Here is an 18119-nt window from a genome sequence, read left to right on the forward strand (position 1 = left end):
TGCATCATGGATGCGCAGCAACAACGACAACCAGCCAGCGCACTCCTGCCCCCAGAAAGCGACGACGATCAGTACTTTGAGCGCGTGACCAGGATCGCCGCGCGCGCGCTGAATGTACCAATGTCCGTCGTATGTCTCGACAGACTGGGCCAGCCAGAAGTCATAGGCGCAAGCGGGTGCGAACGGGACGTCGTATTGCATATGGAGACGTACTACTGCCGGACGCTCCAATGCGAGGAACCGTTCGTCGTCAGGGATGCGTTTTCTGATGCGAAGCTTGCGCAGGAACCACTGCCAACCAGCGAACTGGGGATCCGCTTTTTCGCAGGCATTGCGCTGCGTTTACCGTGCGGCAAACCCATCGGTATGCTATGCGTGATGCACTCGATGCCGCGGCGCTTCACGCGTCAACATCGCCAGATGCTGGTAGACCTGGGGCAAATGATCGAGCGCGAAGTTGGCCTGCGCAAGCTGGACAGCTTTGATCGTTTGCAGGTGCTTCAGGCGATTGACCGGCTTCAGGCACAGCACGCACTGTACGTCGAGACATTCTATCGGACACCGGTCGCTATCGCGCATATCGGAAGGGACTGGGAGTGGCGGCACGTGAATGATGCCTGCGTGAAATTCTTCGCGCACTCGCGCGCTCCGCTGACGAAAACGAAGATACTCGATCTGCTGGATGCGATCGACCGGACCAACCTTGAACAGGCCGCGCAGGCACTTAATCGTGGCCGCGGGGTCGAGGTCCTGACACTCGACGTAACTTTCCGGTTGCGCAACAAGCAAAGTAGGCCAGCGCGAGTGCAGGTGGCACTGAAGCAGGCGGGGTCGATCCGCGATGACGGCTGGCTGTTTGTCATTCACGATACCCAGGCGGAGCAACGGGAAAAGACCGCGCGCGATGCGCGGGAGGCTGCGTTGCAACGGGGAGCACATGAGGCCTCGGAAGTTCTGCGCAGGGCGCATGAGCAACTGACGACCGCCGAGCGACGATTGGGAGCCACACGGGTAGATTTGCGCGCCATCGCTGACAATCTGCCGGTGCTGGTCGCTTACGTCGACGGTGAGCAACGCTATCGGTTCGCCAACTCAACCTGTCGCGAGTGGCTGGGGTTGGACCCGGAGGAGATCGTGGGACGGCTCGCCCATGAGGTTCTCGACGCTGACCTTTTTGCTGCCATCCAGCCGTACGTCCAACGCGTGCTCAACGGCAAAAGGGTCGAGTACGAGGTCGGAGCGACGCTTAACGGGAGTCAGCGTGTCTTGCGTGGTGTGTTGGTGCCGCGTCGCGTCCACGATCAGGCGGCTGATGGATACTACCTGCTGGTGCAGGATGTGACTGAGCGAACGGCGTTGCTCGATCGCCTGCGGCATCAGGCGTTCCACGACGCGCTGACCGGCCTACCGAACAGACGCTCGTTCCTCGAGAGGCTGGATGAGGCATGCGGAGCAGGCGGCGACGGTGTGGCTGCCATCATGTTTATCGACCTGGATGGCTTCAAGGCGGTCAACGATACATACGGGCATCAGTGCGGCGACGAAGTACTGGTTGAAGCCGCGCGCCGGATCAGCCGCTGCGTGCGTGGCGAGGATCTGGTTGCGCGGCACGCCGGGGATGAGTTCACGGTACTGCTGACCGGCCCTGCAATCCATCGTGCTGCACTGGAGAAGATTGCACGCGCAATCCCGCTGACACTGAGCCCGCCCATGACGTTCGGGGCAAAAGTCGTCCAGTTATCGGCGAGTATCGGCATGCTACCGCGCGACCAGGCAGCGTCAATGAGTAGCGAAGCCCTGGTACGCGCCGCTGATGCCGCAATGTATCGTGCGAAAGTCGCAGGCAAGGCGCGTATTGTCGTGCATGCGCTTCGCGATTCACCGGCGCGCATGCCCGGTTGAGATTGACGCCCGCGTCATGAGGGCTGAACCGGGCCCGCCAGCTTTGCGCCGCAACGCGATTCATCGGCGCACAGGGCACCTAGTGTCGCGACCGCTCTATCGAGCCGCGCCGACCACGGGTAGCCATAGTTCAGACGCACATGGTGGCGAAAGGCGCCATCCGCAGAGAAGATAGGTCCGGGCGCGACGCTGATGCCACTCTTGAGCGCAGCCTGGAAGAGCTGTATCGAGTCTACGTGATCCGGTAGCGCCACCCATGTGAAATAACTGCCGTCAGACTTAGTCGCCGTCGTATTGGCTGGGAAGTACCGGCTGATCGCGTCGAGCATCTGCGATTGCTGATGGGTCAACTCGCGACGTAGTTTGTGCAGGAAACGTTCATAGCCACCGTGCTCCAGATAGTCGGCGATTGCGCGCTGCGCCGGCATGCTGGCCGATAGCGTGGTCATCCATTTCGCACGTTCCAGCCCGCCCGCAAACCTTCCGGCTGCCGCCCAGCCGATACGATATCCGGGCGCAAGGCACTTCGCGAACGATCCACAATGGATGACAAGTCCATTCCGGTCGAAGTATTTGGCCGGACGCACCGGGTCCGGGCCAAAATGCAGCTCGTTGTAGACGTCATCCTCGATGAGCGGCACGTCGTGTCTGGCGAGCAGATCAACCAGTGCCTGTTTCTTGGAATCGCCCAGTGTCACCCCGGTCGGATTGTGGAATGAGGTCATGAACCAGCAGGCGCGAACCGGATGTTGCTGCAGCGCCCGCGCGAGTGCATCCAGATCATGCCCCTCCATCGGGTCAACCGGAATCTCCACTACGTTCAGCCTCAGACGCTCGATAGCCTGCAGCGCTGCATAGAACGTCGGCTTTTCGGTCACGATCACATCGCCTGGAGCGGCGAGCAACTGGGCGCTTAGCGTCAGGGCTTCGAGTGCACCGCTTGTAATGATGATCTCGTCGACGGGCACCGTCATCCCCGCCATCAGGTACCGCAATGAAATCTGCTGGCGCAAGTCTTCGTGTCCCGGCGGCAGTGTGTCGACCATCGTCGCCAGGTCCACTGAGCGATTGACAGTCGCGCACGACTTTCCGACGCGCGCCATCGGAAACAGCGCAGGGCTCAGGAACGCAGAACCAAGTGGGACAGTCTCGGGTTGCCTGATCATCTTGAGGACCTCAAAGACAAGTTCGCCGACATTGACGGTCTTCGGGGCGGTACGCAGCGAGGTTTCGGGGCTCTGCCGCAGTAATTCTCTGGCCCTCGGTAACACGAAATAGCCTGAACGCGGGCGCGCCTTGATCATGCCCCGATTTTCGAGCAGATAGTATGCGCGAAATACCGTCGCGGGGCTCACGCCCCATGCCATGCACGCCCCGCGAATCGAAGGAATACGCGCGCCGGGTGGCAGATCACCGCGCTTGATGAGCTCGCTGATTTGGTCCGCCAACTGCTCGTACCGTTTCAACTTGTACTCCTCACAGAAAACACCATTGCGGGCGTCGGACCGCCCCACTAGCACACACACCTGAAGTCTGAGGATAGCCACTTTCCAATCTGATACGGCCATTCTTTTGCAATCTGCTTCTATTGCGGACGCACACACGCTGGCAAAGTCCGGCGCAGACAGGTTCCACTTTTTTCGATGTTTCGCCTACGCGCGGCCCGGATCGACAACGGCTTCTGAGCCGATTCCTTTTAGCGATAAATCAATGGCATTTGGGTTCCCGGTATCAACTATCAGGCGCAGCGCCTCCATCGCGCCCCGCCGTGCCTTAAGACAAGGGTTGGCAGTCGTCCTGGTCATATGCGCGGGCACCTCACTCGCTCTTGCAGGTCCGGCGGGCACTGATTCCAGTCGCATTCTTACGTTTGAACGCAACGTCTGGCAACAATTGACGGACTGGCTTGCTGGTCCACCAGCGCCCCCGATTCGCTTCGGCTCAGCCTGCGCGTCCATTGCGCAGTTGCCCGTTGTTCCCGCAGCCCTTGCCGGACCGGTCGCAGGCCCGATGCCCGTGCTGACTAACACTTGCGATTCGCTGGACGACATGCGTGCCGATGCCATCGGCACCGCTGCTGCAAGGGCCAGTTCGGGGCCAGGCGTTGTGACGCTGCTTAGGGAACTGCGGTGGCAAACCAGCAATTACGGGGCGGCAGTACGAAGCGGCTTTCTGGCGTCTGACGCAGAGGCCGGTATCGCGTCGCGGGTCGACCGGGCGGAGCAGTCGCCGGAACCACCAGCGATGTCGACCCCGGATTGCTCATTGAGTAGGAGTTGTGAAAGGCGAGCGATCTCGCCTTCGATCGACACCGACACACTCGCCTCGGTGCGGCCTTTGGCGAACACTGCTACGCAGCGCATTTCCGTATGGACCATATTGGGCTTTGTATTGTGGCCGATCCTGGTGGCCGTCCTGGTCGTTATCGTCGGTTGGGCCCTCAAAAGGTGGTTACGCTACGACAAGTCGCTGCTGCGTGCCGCGCGTGCAGGGCTGCGTCGCGGCGAGTTCCATGTTGAGTACCAACCCGTCGTTGGCGTGAGGCGGGTCAGGTGCGTCGGGGTCGACGCGTTGTTGCGATGGGACAACCAGAAGTACGGCGCGCTGGGCCCGGCTCACTATATGGAGTTCATTGAGCATAGTAGTTTGATCGGACCGATGACGCGGTTCGTTCTGTCGCGTGCCGCTCAGGAGCTGCGGGAAATCGGCGCTCCGAAATCGCTCTACCTGGGCGTTACCGCTCCCGCTTCTTACCTGGTAAGTTCCGCGTTCATCGCGAACCTCGCCGACGTTGCCTCCCTCGGTCTTCCACCGCTAATGCTAACGATCGGGGCGGGCGGCGCGAGAAAGTTCAAAAAACGTCTCATCCCGATGATGGCGCAGGCGCGTGATAAAGGAATGCGCTTTTCCCTGTCGGCCGTGCGCCCCTCTGACGGCGGACCTGAACTGCCGGGAGACATGACCTTTGAAATGGTAAAGATTGACAGGGACGTGCTGGGAATGGATCCCGATGAGCGCTCCAGACAGCTCAGTGCGTTGACGAGCATGGGCCACGAGATGGGCGCCGTGGTCGTGGTCGAAGGCATTGAGAACTCGGCGCATCACAACGTCGCGCGGGCGAGCCGTGCTGAGTTTGGTCAAGGGTTCTTCTATAGCCGTGCACTCGACGCCAGCCGGCTGAAGGTGTTTCTTGAGACCGCCAACGCCCTGTCCTCAAAGCCGGCGGGAGCCGCAACCGTGCTCGGCTGGCGGGTTCGAAATTTCTAAATGGGGCGCTCACCAGCAACCGGAGCAACGGGGGCCAGCCTAATTAATTAGCATGACATAATAATGAAGCGGTATCTCAAGCTGGCGGCGGAGTTCGAAAACCTAATTGCGAACGGTACGCTAGAGCCCGGTGTGCGGCTCCCATCCGTGCGCCGGGCGAGCAGTTCGCACCGCGTGAGCCCTTCAACCGTTTTCCAGGCTTACTACACTCTCGAACGACGGGGCCTGATTGTAGCGAAGCTTCGGTCGGGTTATTTCGTCGCAAGTCGGCCTGCGGCGATGAAATCACTAGCGATTGTTCCAAAGCGCAGTATTGACAAGGCTGATGGCGACAGCCTGATTATCCGCTTCATGAAGGCTCAACGTCGATGCGCGCATCCGGGGCTGGGCTCTTCGGAGCCAAGTGCCCAGTTGTTCCCGTTTGGCCGGATCTCGCGCTCGTTGACTGCGGCAACGCAGAGGATGGCGAGTTCCCGCAATACCTTGTCGGCGGGAAAGGCGGAAGCAGATCTGCGTCACCAAATCGCCCTACGTTACATTGTCACAGGTGTTACCGTTTCAATCGACGAGGTGGTTGTGACGAGTGGCGCGCTCGATGCACTGATACTCTGTCTGCAGGTTCTGACGCGGCCTGGGGACACCATCGCAATAGAACGGCCCGCTTTCCATGCTGTGCAAGATGCGGTTCAGCGCCTGCATCTGAAAGCCGTAGAAATCCCTGTCGATCCACACCTTGGACTTGACCTCGGCGTATTAGCGCAGGCGTTGCAGCAGCATCCGGTACGGGCTTGCTGGTTTATGACGACGCTGCACCAGCCTACCGGCGCGACGCTCTCCGATGAACGGAAGGAGGCGCTCGTAAGGTTGCTGGCAAAACATGGCGTGCCACTAATCGAGGACGACGTATTCCGTGAACTGCATTTTGGCTTGACGCCAGCATATCCGGCAAAGCGCTTCGATTCTAACGGCCTCGTGCTGCACTGCGGTTCGTTTTCGAAGAGTCTTGCGCCTGGACTGCGCCTCGGTTGGGTAGCGGCGGGGCGATACGCGGCGAGAGTTGAGCACGCGCGTTGGCTGACGATGGCCCCGGCATCTGTGCCCGTACAATGCGCAATTGCCGACTACCTTGAGCATGCGGACTACGACCAACTTCTACGCAAACTGCGCCGCGAACTGGCGTCCCTTCAGAGCCGGATGGTGGCCGCGGTCGTCAGGTACTTCCCCAAAGGGACATTAGTGGTCCGGCCGCCTGGCGGATTCTTTCTATGGGTGGAACTTCCAGAAGGAGTCGAGGCAGTGCAGTTGTTCGAGATGGCGGAAGCGCACGAAATCGCGATAGCACCCGGTGCAATCTTTTCATGCAGCCGCGAATTCCGCCGTCACATCCGGCTTAACTATGGCCGTCCGTGGACCCCCGACGTTGAAAAGGAGATCCACACTTTGGGCATGCTGGCGAGGCGAGCAATGGCTGAGCAGCAGACAGCCCGACATACTGGGCGCTAAGGAGCGGAATAAATCGGCAGATGAGGAGCCATGATTGAAGGCGATGCCGGCCGGAGCGGAGAGCATCCGGGGCCGCCTGCGCCCTGCGCCCTGCGTCTGGCGGCGATCGGGCGACGGACTGTGCAAAGGGTTTCCCTATCGCTGAAAACGAACTCGCCAGCCCGATTATTCGCCGTCGCCAAGCCGGGTTCGCGCTGACGTAGGCGCTGCGCCAGTACACCCCCAAGATTCATGTCATGCTCAACGGCCTGCCGGACGGGGAGGCGGGGACGTCCGTTGAAGCCAAAAAGCTGCCATTGACGAGTCGCGGGTCGCAAGGTCCGCTGAGGGTCGGTTATCGTCTTGGATGGTAGGTGCAGACTGGCACTCCCTTCACTTGAAAGGAGATCGTGATGGATGCGACAACCGTTGTCAGCGCGGCACGTGTGCCCTGGAATAAAGGCAAGTTGACGGGGCACAAGCCGCCGCTGAAACTGAAGGAGATCTGGGCGATCCGGATTCGTCTGCAGTTGGCCGCAAGAACGCGCGATCTTGCGATGTTCAACTTGGCCATCGACAGCAAGTTGAGAGCGTGCGACCTGACTAGGCTGCGAGTGCGTGATATCTGCCTTGGTCAGCGCGTTGCGTCACGGGCAACGGTGATGCAGCAGAAGACGCTACGGCCGGTTCAGTTCGAAATCACGGAGCTAACCCGAGATAGTGCGGAAGCCTGGATCAAGTTAGCGAGACTGTCGCCTCCCGACTTTCTGTTCCCGAGCCGTATTCACGGGTCGGCGCACCTTTCGACGCGTCAATACGCCCGCCTGGTGCATCGCTGGATAGGGTCGATCGGGCTTGACGACACGGCATACGGAACGCACACCATGCGTCGAACAAAAGCGTCGCTGATTTACCGTCGCACGAAAAATCTGCGGGCAGAAGAGCCAGGTTACTGAACGAGCCGGAGAAACCGGGCGCAGAAGGGACCGACGCCAATCCGGGTAAATTGTACGGTTGTTGCCGCACACGGATTCGAAAGATGAAAGATGAAAGATTGCTTGAGATGGGCGTCTTCAAGGCCGTGGTGGAGGCCGGGGGCTTCACCGCGGCGGCGAACTTGTTAGGGGTTAGCCAACCCTTTGTCAGCCAAAGCGTCAACAGTCTGGAGCGCAGGCTCGGCGTGCAGCTGCTGCATCGTTCAACGCGCACCCAGCGGCTGACCCATGAGGGCGAGCGCTTTCTGCTGTCCTGCAACGACATTCTCGAAAGCCTTGAGGAAGCGGAAGCGCAGGTCCGATCTAGCGAGCCGTCCGGCAATCTGCGCATTAGCGCACCTCATGCGTTTGGCATAGATCAGCTGGTGCCCGCGTTGCCCGGTTTTCTGTCGTCCTACCCGAAGGTGTCCGTGCATTTTTCCCTGTCGGATTCCAACGTCAACCTGATCGAGGACAACTTCGATGTCGCAATCCGAATGGGCCGACTGCAGGATTCCTCACTGCGCAGTCGAAAGCTTTGCGACCTGCAACGAATCGTCCTCGCGTCTCCGGGCTATCTCGCCGCGCACAGCAAACCCGTGACTCCGCTCGGCCTGTCCAGACACGCCTGCTTGACATGGGAGTCGCCGCGCGAGCATCTGAACCAGTGGCCGTTCATGATCAACGGCAGGCTCGAACGGGTCGCGGTGCAGGGTAGTTTCCGCAGTACTGACGGCACCACCCTTTTTCAGCTATGCGTGGCCGGCGTGGGCATCATGCGCCTAGCCGAGCACCTGGCACTGCCCGCGATCCGCAGAGGCGATCTGGTGCCGCTCCTCCCGGAGTACCAGGCCAAGGATGACACCGCGATCCATGTCGTCTATCTGCCCGAGCGCCAGCTGGTGCCGCGCATCCGCGCCTTTATCGACTATTTCGTCGATGTCTTCCGCGAGCCGCCCTGGCAGAAGCCATAGCGCCGGAGATTTATATGTTGGCGTAATAAATCCTATTGCCCGGCGCGCCTAGATCGGCAACCGGTGTTTCCTTATCGTTAGCGGCATGCGATCACTGCTACAAAAGGAGACACCATGAGCACCGGAAAATCGATATCAGCGCGCAGCAGGCCGAACTGCGTCGCACGATTTCCCATCCTTCGAACAATTCCATCTATCGGCCGAAGCAGGCAGCGCTGAAGTTCCCTGAACTGCCCGACTTTTCGTCCTTCGCCCAGGAGCGCCAGCACCGAAAGGAACGCCTCGTCGCCGCCTGCCGCGCTTTTGCACTGCACAATCTCGACTACGGTTTCGCCGGCCACCTCACCGTGCGCGATCCTGAGTTCCCGGAGCTGTACTGGACCAATCCGATGGCCGTGCATTTCTCCCGGGTGAAACTCTCGAACCTGATTCTGGCCGACCATACCGGCAAGGTCGTCGAAGGCGATTACGCGCTCAACCGCGCTGGCTTCGTGCTGCATGCCGCGGTGCATGAAGCCAATCCCGACATCGTTGCGATGTGCCATGCGCACACGGTCTACGGCACCGCGTTCGCGGCGCTCGGACGTCCGCTGGACCCGATCAGCCAGGATGCCGCGGCCTTCTATGAAGACCATATCGTGATTAGAGACGAGGCCGGTGCAGTCGCGGTCGAGGAAGAGGCCGGGCTGTCGGTTGCCGACTACTTCAAAAACGTCAAGGCGGCCATTCATCAGAATCACGGCCTGCTGACGGTAAGCCGCCACAGCATCGAAGCCGCCGCGTTCTGGTTCATCGCGCTGGAGCGCTGCTGTCAGCAGCAGTTGCTGGTCGAGGCTACCGGCGTCAAGCCCGTCATGGTGCCGGAGCACAGCTCGCGCTACAGCCGCGAACACGTCGGCAGCGAATACATCGGCTGGCTCCATTTCCAGCCCATTTATGACCAGCTCGTGCAGACCACGCCGGACATGTTCGACTGAACGGCCAGGATAGGCCGCCGCATACACAACAAGTCGCGTCGGCGCGACCACGGAGCGCGCCGGCGGTGATACAAGGAGACAACGATGTTGAAAACCGCTAACGGCGATGTCGTCACGCCAGCCAACACCGAGGACCGGACCTACGCCAAAGTGACATGGCGGCTGGTTCCCTTCCTTTTTCTCTGCTACGTCTTCGCTTACCTGGACCGGGTCAACGTAGGCTTTGCCAAGCTGCAGATGCTGACCGACCTCAAGTTTAGCGAAACGATCTACGGCTTGGGCGCTGGGATTTTTTTTATCGGCTATTTCATCTTTGAAGTGCCGAGCAACATCGCGCTGCATCGTTTCGGCGCGCGGAAATGGATCGCCCGCATTATGCTCAGCTGGGGCCTGCTTTCCGGTGCGATGATCTTCGTAAAGACGCCCACTGCCTTCTACGTGCTGCGCTTCCTGCTCGGCGTTGCTGAGGCCGGCTTCTTTCCGGGCATCATTCTCTACCTGACCTACTGGTATCCGTCTTCGCGCCGCGGCAAGATCACCGCAATGTTCATGACCGGGATTCCAATCGCCGGCGTGATTGGGGGTCCGCTTTCGGGCTGGATACTGAACACCTTCAGCGGCGTGCACGGCATGGCGGGCTGGCGGTGGCTGTTCCTGCTCGAAGCGCTGCCTTCCATCATCGGCGGAATTGCGGTGCTGCTCTACCTGGACGACAAGATCAGCGCGGCGAAATGGCTGAGCGCTGAAGAAAAGTCGCTGCTCGAGACGGGGCTGGCGAACGAGTCAGGGCGCATCGAGGTGCATAGTGCAAGCGGCGCATTCACCAACAGGCGCGTGTGGGTGCTATGCCTCTGCTACTTCGGCATCATCATGGGCCTCTACGGCATCAGCTTCTGGCTTCCCACGCTCATCAAGGCCTCGGGCGTAAGCGACGCTTTCAATGTCGGCCTGCTGACGATGATCCCCTACGGCGCCGCGGCCATCGCAATGGTGCTGCTGGGACGCAGTTCGGACCGGAGCAAGGAGCGGCGCTGGCATGTGGCGCTGCCGGCCGTGATCGGTGCAGTCGGCCTCGTGGCGAGCACGCTGGTGCCCCACAACGTCGCGTTGGCTGTCGTGTCCCTCACGTTTGCCACGATCGGCATTCTTGGAGCACTGTGCCAGTTCTGGTCGATCCCACCTGCATTCCTGGGAGGCGTGGCAGCGGCCGCGGGCATTGCACTGATCAATTCGGTCGGCAACCTCGCCGGCTTTGTCAGTCCCTATCTGGTCGGCTGGATCAAGGATATGACGCACAGCACCGACATGGGCCTATATTGCGTGGCAGCCTCGTTGCTCGTGGCGGCGGTCGTTGTGCTGACGATGCCCAAGGCCGTGGTCAACCGTTAAGGATAAGGTTCTGCAGCAGCCATACACCAGATGTTGAATGTACCGCTTTCACCAGCTTTCGTTCCGGCTGGTGCCCGCCGATTGACCCATGGAGCGGTTATTTACGGGCTGTTGCTGCAGGTAGCAATGACGGAGTGTACGGTGTGCGCTCTGTCTCCTTCGGTCTGGACACTGGGCCTTTCGCAGAACGTGATCCGAACTTCCCCTTCGGGTCGTTCTGCGCCGATCATCATCGGGCTCAGAACGGCCAGCTAGGGACGTTCGCCGATGCTTTTAGCGGACGTTCGAACGTCGGCTTCCGCCCAGGCAATGGACATTTCTCGCGACCTCTGTTCCATTCGTTGTAAAGCAACGTGTCAGAATGAGTGCGCCGCAGTCAGATTCAGGGCGCCAACTGCCAGCGCAGCACAGGGTGCGCTCCCCCCGGCGGGATTGCCCAGACACCTTGCGGGCCAAAATCGTACGTGGGGCCGAAGCTGGAAGGCGTGCTCATCTGCGCGGTGGTCAGACCTTGAGCGGCCGTTTCCGCGCCGTTGATTACAGTGAGCACTGCGACGTTGGCGCCAGTCGTCTGTGTGTCCCAAAAGACGTCACTCGCGATGAGAGCAGTCCCCTCACTCGAGCCGGCGATGCCAGCCCCACCGCCCGGCGCTTGCACCTTGCCGGTCGCGAACGACTGCACGATCGTGCCGAACATATTCGCCCCGACCAGTGCTCCCACGCCTTGGGCGGGGCTACTGACGGTGCCGGTCGCGTAGGACTGCGTGATCGTGCCTGCATTATTGTAGCCAACCAGTCCCCCTACCAGTCCCCCTGACGTAACGCCAAACTGTGTGGCTCCTGTTGCCTCGACGTTTCCCGATGCAAACGACTGCCGGATGACTCCGTGGTTGTCTCCGACCAGGCCACCCGTAAACCCGGAAGGCCCGGAAGGCGAGACGACGTCCGCACTGCTGGAAGAACGCGTCACGGTGCCGCCGGAGAAACCGACGAGGCCTCCAGTTGAGATTCCTCCCAGAGATACCGGCACAGGACCTACCACTCTGCCGCTGGTATGCGCCCCGGCAATGGTGCCGAGGTTGACCCCCGCCAGAATTCCAGCGTTGAGGCCGCCGACATTTCCTTGCACGCTCAGGTTGCGCACGACACCTGCTGTATCGATCACGGCGAACAGCCCTGCTTCCGGACTGATCTCAGACGAAGCCAAAATTGTTAGGTTGGAAATTGTGTGCCCCATCCCGTCGAACTGACCGGTGAAGGGATTCGGGAACATGCCGATGGGCTTATAGACGGTGCCGGGCGGCGGGCTGACATCGATGTCCTTACCGAGTGCATAGTTGCCAGCGAGATCCAGCGGGATTTGTTCCAGATCGGCGAGCGAGTTGACGAGCTTATAGCCTGTGACTTGGGTGATCAGACCGCTGTCTTGTGGCGCGGTCCATGCCTTGTTTGGAAGGATATTTCCCGCGTTGTAGCTGCCGGTCATGTCGTATAGCGCGCTGACGATGCCCATGCTGGCAGACCAGTCGATCGTGCCGTGGTTGGTTACGCTGACACCGTTGTCGATGCCCGAAGCGTCGGCGCGCAGGGTCAGATCGCCTGCGCCCTCGTTCGCGATCGTCGTGCCGGTCGTGACGGAGACATTGCGATATCCCGCAAGCGTCAGCGACGCCGGGCCCTGCCAGCGCAGGCTCGACGCGATGCCCAGGTCGCCCGTGGCGCCGTTGCCACCCGTGGTCGTGACATCGACCGAGGTGCCCGCGCCCAGGCTGCGCTGCAACGTCCGTGCGGCGGCGTCATCAATGGTCCACTCAGGAGTCGATACATTCCACTGGCCCGCGTGGACCGCGGCGTGCTTGCCGAACGCCAACTGCGCCGCCTGCGTGTCGACCGTGCCGCCGCTGCCGTCGGCATTCGTTGCCGCGATCTTGCCTTGCTGCGTGACGAGGCCGCTGTCCGCGATGAGCCAGACGTGGCCATCGCGCGTTGTCGTGCCCGTTGCGCGGACGCGCGTGCCGCCGCCCGCGAGCGCGTAGACGTTGCCGTCCGCAGCCTGCAGACTGATCTGCGCGGCCTTGATGCGTCCCTCATTGACGACGGTGCCGTGACTGCCTGCCTGCACGAACACCTGCCTGCTGCTGGCCGAGTCCTGTAACAGCACCGTCTCGCCCGCCGCCAGTTCGACCGTGCCGGTGGGCGCTTTTACCGTGCCCGCGTTGATGACTGCCTGACGCGCGATCAGGAACACATCGCCGCCGCTGGAACTGATCCTGCCGAGGTTGATCACGCTTGCGTCCGACTTGCCCGACAGCGTGAGCGCATCGCCGCCGCTCATGAAGGCGCAGTTGCAGATATCCAGCGTTGACCCGACGAAACGTCCACCCGTGCTGACGACGCCCGACGGCCCGACGAGGATGCCTTGCGGATTGATCAGATAGAGGCTGCCGGTGGCGGTGAGCTTGCCAAGAATCAATGACAGATCGCCGCCCGTTACACGGTTCAGTGTCGCGCCCGATCCGTTGTTAAAGGCGACGGTGTTGCCGTTGCCGATCGAGAAGCTGTGCCAGTCAATCACGCCGCGCGACGAGGACTGGTCAATCGTGAGCGAAGTGGTGCCGCTGCTCATCGCGCCCTGGCCCCGGACGAAGGCGCCGCCCTGAGGCAGCGGTCCTGCCGCGCGGGCCATTGGCACGCACCACGCGGCGAGCGCGAGCGGCACCCATAGCGCAAGCGGCAGCGGGCGCAGAACACGCTTCCATGCGGCAGGCCGGGACCGAGGCGCGACGAGTGCCGCGCTGGCATACGCCAGCGCAAAGCTCAACCCGTTGCGCGGTGTTGGGGGCGACTGGATCGCCAGTCTGGATGAATGACGCGACATGATCCCTCCCGACACGTGGTTCGTGGAAAGTCGTTGCCGCGGAACGCAGGTTGTGGCGACCAGGCAAGGCGCGAAAGCCGCCATACCGCAGAACACGGACTAAGTGTAGCAGCGCGTTTCGAAAGACAAACCGGTATTTGCGCATGCACCCGGTGCCTGCTGGTACCTCTTCAAGCGGGGATGTGTGTGGGTCGCAGCGGCGGCAGGAATGGCCCTTCAACCCTCGAAAGCTGCCGTTTAGCTAGTGCGGGATCCAACGGCCGGATCGGGTCGGTTTGCTGCGTTCGCCGTCGGCCTGGACTCCGTCATGGACGGTACTTCGCGCTTGCCGTGTCCTCGACAGGACACGCGACCACGTGGGACTATGCGAAGGCACTGGGAGGTTTCAATGACTGACCACGATCCGTTGCATCCATTACGTCCGCTCCTGAAGAATTGGGTCTGGGAGCATGGCCGCATCGGTACTCGCTATCTGGACTGCATCGATGGCGAAATCAAGTTTGATGAAGGTAAGAAATCGCGCTTTGCGGCCGAAAAATATGTCTATGTGCCGCTCGATAAGGACGCTGATGAGGATGCGTCTGCGGCTGGCCCTGTGATCCAGGAAGCGGGACTTGCTCGGTTCTTACGGGCAGCGCAGTCGGGCAAGCCAGAAGACGCCGGCACTGTGGCGGAAGTCCACCGTGCAGTTCAAGACTGCGTCGAACTCGGGCTCTGCAGCGCATATCAGTTGGATGCACGTGAGGCATTGGCCCGCTATGCGCAGGAGCCAATGTTCGAGGACGAAATCCGTGCGGCGGTTGTCGCTGATGTTCGGCGTATTTACGCGGCCACGCGGGGGCAACTGGCACTGTACGATTTCAGTGTGCTTTACGGCTTGCCCACGCCGCTGCTTATCAGTGAAACACCCTTCATCGACTGGCGCGTGCGCGCGAGTCCGGCGCTGCCGTTCGTATCACTTCCGCTTGGACCTTACTGCCTGTTGGTAGGCGCGGCGTCGGGCAGGAGCAGCCGCATCGGCCCGGTGGTCTGGAAGGCCGCTGCCGCACTGGGCCCGTTGAAGGACCACAACCGGAAAATTGCGGAGAACGCGCATTTGTGGCTGGTGGCGACCACTGACGACCAGCTCGTCGCTGTTCAAAGTCGCTTCGTTGCGGCCAAAAGCCCCAAGCCAGACGATGCGACCCGCTGACTGAAGTCGGGGGGAACGCACGGTCGGGAGCGGCCAAATCTGGTGCTGGTTGAGCCTCTGCGAAGCGGCAACGCTCCAATTCGGCCATCTACGGCCGTTCGTCCATTCTTGGACCGGGCGGTTGGACGTCTGCTCCTGTTAAGACACTATGACTTTCCGTGAGGCAGAGGCTGGCCCGCCGTGAGGAACAGACGCGGGTTAGCATTTCTGCCAGAGCCGCATGGTGTGGACAGCGCCACACCTGGCGATTTCCGGCACGGAGGCCAGCATGGAAAACGATAGCACGGTGTATGTGGGACTGGATGTTCACAAGGAGTCGATCACGGTCGCCTATGCGCTCGGCGCGGGCGAGGTGGAACTGCCCGGCAAGACCGGTACGACGAAGACGGATATCGATCGCCTGTGCAAGCGTCTTCAATCGAAAGCGCGACACGTACGCGTCGTCTATGAGGCAGGGCCGTGTGGCTACGGGCTTTACCGCCAACTGGTCGAGAAGGGATTCGACTGCATGGTGTGCGCACCGTCACTGATTCCAAGGAAACCCGGCGAGCGCGTCAAGACGGACCGGCGCGATGCGGTCAAGCTTGTGCGCTGCCTGCGGGCTGGGGACCTGTCAGCGGTGTGCGTGCCGACCGTCGAGGACGAGGCATTTCGCGACCTCGCCCGTGCATGGATGACGGCCAAAGACGATCTGAGGCAGGCGCGTCAGCGGCTCAAGTCGTTCCTGCTCGCACACGGTGTGCGCTATGCCGGTCACGCCGAGTGGGGACCTGCTCACCGACGCTGGGTAAGAATGAAATGAACGCGTCCCACCCGTGAATGTGAGAGCAGAGGTAAGGTGGACCCTCACGGGCCAACGGCATCGATGTGCCCAAATGGGAAATGCACGCATTTCCCGGCAACCGGAGGATCACGATGAACAGTATGGCAGTGGGCGTGACATAGCCAAGCTCGTTTTCCAGGTGCATTACGTCGATCAGGAAACTGGTGAGATCGTGAACAAACCGATCAAGCGGGCGAAGTTCCTTGAGCACTTTGCGAATCGTGCGCCGTGCCTCATCGGAATGGAAGCGTGTAGCGGTGCGCATCACTGGGCACGTCAGCTGATCAGGATGGGACATGACGTCAAACTGATACCGGCTGAATTTGCTAAGGCGTTCAACATTCGAAACAAGAGTGATGCTGCTGATGCACGCGCGATCTGGTTGGCGGTTCAGCAACCAGGCAAGCCGGTTGCGGTGAAGACGGAGACACAGCAGGCGATGTTGGCGCTGCATCGGATGCGCCAGCAACTCATCAAGTTTCGCACGATGCAGGTCAACAACCTGCGTGGATTGCTGACGGAATACGGCGAGGTGATGGGCAAGAGCCGTGCTGCGCTTGACGAGGCGATTCCAGCGGTATTGGAACGGGTTGCCGAGCGACTGCCGGCGGTTGTGATCGACTCACTTCGCGAGCAGTGGAACGGACTGACGAAACTCGATGAGCAGGTCGCGCAGATTGAGCGTCGGATGCGGGAGTGGAAAAAAGAGGACAAGGCGGTCAAGGCCATCAGCGAAATCCCGGGCGTGGGATTGCTGACCGCGACAGCAGCCGTCGCGACCATGGGCAATCCAAAGGCATTCAGTTCAGGCAGAGAGTTCGCGGCATGGACCGGTCTTGTACCCGGGCAAACGGGTTCCGGAGGTAAGGTGATCTTGCACGGCATATCGAAGCGTGGAGACACCTACCTGCGCACCCTGTTAATTCACGGCGCGCGATCGGTCCTGGAGCACGGGAAGGAGCCTGGTCCGTGGGTTGAGCAGATGCTCAGGCGCAGACCCATGAACGTCGTAGTCGTCGCTCTGGCAAACAAGATGGCACGCACAATCTGGGCGGTACTTGCTCACGACAGGCCATACTGCAAAGACTACGTCAGTGTAAAGCCCGTCTGAAAAAGTCTTCGCGAAATAGAACTTCAACGTTTCAACACAGGGTGAACGTCGAGAAAGTTGCGCAGCAATCGATTGTGATGACCAGTCAGGTAGGACCTGGGACTCGCTAAACCTGCATACTGTCTTGAGCTTCGAGCTCGTGGTAAGAATGAGGAGCGAGTCAGCGGATTTCATAGGGGCCCGCAGCGGCTGTATCGGCTGCATGAAGGCCGGATAGAGAGCTGCAACCCAGCCTGTCAGTCTGAACAAACGAAAACTGTTGCAAAACGGGACGCGTTCATAGAGCCAGTATGCGTTCGGCAGCGAATGGCAACAATTCGCGTTTGAGGAACTTCGGCGCACGATTGAAGACCGGCTCGCACAATGCCAGCGTGTTGAAGGTGCCTTGCGTGAGGCAGTGACAAACTGGCGGTTCTATCCGGCAGTCCTGGGCCTGCAGGCCATGCGCGGTGTGCAGTTCACCACGGCCGTTGGAATGCTTGCCGAACTCGGAGATCTGTCGCGCTTTGAACATCCGCGTCAATTGATGGCGTGGCTCGGCGTCACCCCGTCAGAGCACTCATCGGGTGACAAGCGACGGCAGGCAAGCATCACCAAGACCGGCAATAGCTATGCGAGAAAGTTGCTCGTCGAGGCTGCCTGGAGTTACCGGCACCCGGCACGCGTAAGTCCTGACATTCAGCGTCGGCATGAAGGCATTCCGAAGGCCATCATCGATCGTGCCTGGGACGCGCAGGTTCGACTGTGTCGCCGATACCGGAGGCTCGCCGCGCGTGGTAAGCATGCCAATACCACGGTCGTGGCCGTCGCCCGTGAACTGTCGGGTTTCATCTGGGACATCGGGCGCCTGGCGATGTCGCTCGCGTTACCCAGTAACAGACCGACAACCTGATTACACCATGGCGATCACCCCATAGATCCACGAGTTCCCAGAAGGCGGCGTAGCCCGGCTACTCGAGTAACCCGCGGCACAACCCCGCAACGGATATCACCCGGACTTGCGACTTAAGAATGCGGCAGGCTCATGAGACGGTCCACTGTAATGCGGTAACCAACCCGCGGATATCAGCATGATCCACCGTCGAGATTTACTGCTACGCCGCCCTCAGGAAATTCATTCGGGTAGGAGAGCGCTGGACACCCTACATTC

The 18119-nt window shown here is 60.7% G+C and carries 10 protein-coding genes and 3 pseudogenes; 11 read left to right on the forward strand and 2 right to left on the reverse strand.

Annotated elements, in window-relative coordinates; genetic code table 11:
- Nucleotides 1-6: 6 nt before the first annotated feature.
- Complete coding sequence (locus RW095_RS38585; protein ID WP_317020883.1) at nucleotides 7-1902, forward strand: diguanylate cyclase; 1896 nt, start codon at nucleotides 7-9, stop codon at nucleotides 1900-1902.
- A gap of 14 nt (nucleotides 1903-1916) precedes the next feature.
- On the opposite strand, the gene RW095_RS38590 is transcribed toward RW095_RS38585, so the two are convergent.
- A complete protein-coding gene (locus RW095_RS38590; protein ID WP_317022825.1) occupies nucleotides 1917-3368 on the reverse strand; it encodes an aminotransferase-like domain-containing protein in 1452 nt (483 codons plus the stop codon).
- A 544-nt stretch (nucleotides 3369-3912) separates the two neighbouring features.
- Between RW095_RS38590 and RW095_RS38595 the strand changes: the two genes are divergently transcribed.
- From RW095_RS38595 to RW095_RS38620, 6 genes are all read left to right on the forward strand, one after another.
- Nucleotides 3913-5169 (forward strand): EAL domain-containing protein, encoded by a 1257-nt coding sequence (locus RW095_RS38595; protein WP_317020884.1) that lies wholly within the window; start codon nucleotides 3913-3915, stop codon nucleotides 5167-5169.
- Nucleotides 5170-5232: 63 nt separating this feature from the next.
- On the forward strand, nucleotides 5233-6672 hold the full coding sequence (locus RW095_RS38600; RefSeq protein WP_317020885.1) for an aminotransferase-like domain-containing protein: 1440 nt from the start codon (nucleotides 5233-5235) through the stop codon (nucleotides 6670-6672).
- Between the two features lie 392 nt (nucleotides 6673-7064).
- A complete protein-coding gene (locus RW095_RS38605; protein ID WP_317020886.1) occupies nucleotides 7065-7607 on the forward strand; it encodes a tyrosine-type recombinase/integrase in 543 nt (180 codons plus the stop codon).
- Nucleotides 7608-7690: 83 nt separating this feature from the next.
- A complete protein-coding gene (locus tag RW095_RS38610; protein WP_317020887.1) occupies nucleotides 7691-8599 on the forward strand; it encodes a LysR family transcriptional regulator in 909 nt (302 codons plus the stop codon).
- A gap of 134 nt (nucleotides 8600-8733) precedes the next feature.
- Nucleotides 8734-9576 (forward strand): class II aldolase/adducin family protein, encoded by an 843-nt coding sequence (locus RW095_RS38615; protein WP_394365232.1) that lies wholly within the window; start codon nucleotides 8734-8736, stop codon nucleotides 9574-9576.
- An 84-nt stretch (nucleotides 9577-9660) separates the two neighbouring features.
- Nucleotides 9661-10965 (forward strand): MFS transporter, encoded by a 1305-nt coding sequence (locus tag RW095_RS38620; RefSeq protein WP_317020888.1) that lies wholly within the window; start codon nucleotides 9661-9663, stop codon nucleotides 10963-10965.
- A gap of 382 nt (nucleotides 10966-11347) precedes the next feature.
- Here the strand turns inward: RW095_RS38620 and RW095_RS38625 are convergent, their stop codons facing one another.
- Nucleotides 11348-13843, reverse strand: coding sequence for a two-partner secretion domain-containing protein (locus RW095_RS38625; protein ID WP_449406544.1), 2496 nt, complete (start codon nucleotides 13841-13843; stop codon nucleotides 11348-11350).
- Between the two features lie 388 nt (nucleotides 13844-14231).
- On the opposite strand from RW095_RS38625, the gene RW095_RS38630 reads away from it, so the two are divergent.
- The 4 genes and pseudogenes from RW095_RS38630 to RW095_RS38645 all read left to right on the forward strand — a co-directional run.
- A complete protein-coding gene (locus RW095_RS38630) occupies nucleotides 14232-15035 on the forward strand; it encodes a hypothetical protein (protein ID WP_317020889.1) in 804 nt (267 codons plus the stop codon).
- A gap of 268 nt (nucleotides 15036-15303) precedes the next feature.
- Nucleotides 15304-15825: pseudogene (locus RW095_RS38635) on the forward strand (IS110 family transposase); the annotation flags it as partial.
- A 125-nt stretch (nucleotides 15826-15950) separates the two neighbouring features.
- Nucleotides 15951-16969: pseudogene (locus RW095_RS38640) on the forward strand (IS110 family transposase).
- 283 nt (nucleotides 16970-17252) lie between these two features.
- Nucleotides 17253-17861 (forward strand): annotated as a pseudogene (locus RW095_RS38645) (IS110 family transposase); the annotation flags it as partial.
- Nucleotides 17862-18119 lie beyond the last annotated feature (258 nt).

It is taken from the genome of Paraburkholderia kirstenboschensis, from assembly GCF_032806925.1.
In the GTDB taxonomy this organism is placed as follows: domain Bacteria; phylum Pseudomonadota; class Gammaproteobacteria; order Burkholderiales; family Burkholderiaceae; genus Paraburkholderia; species Paraburkholderia kirstenboschensis.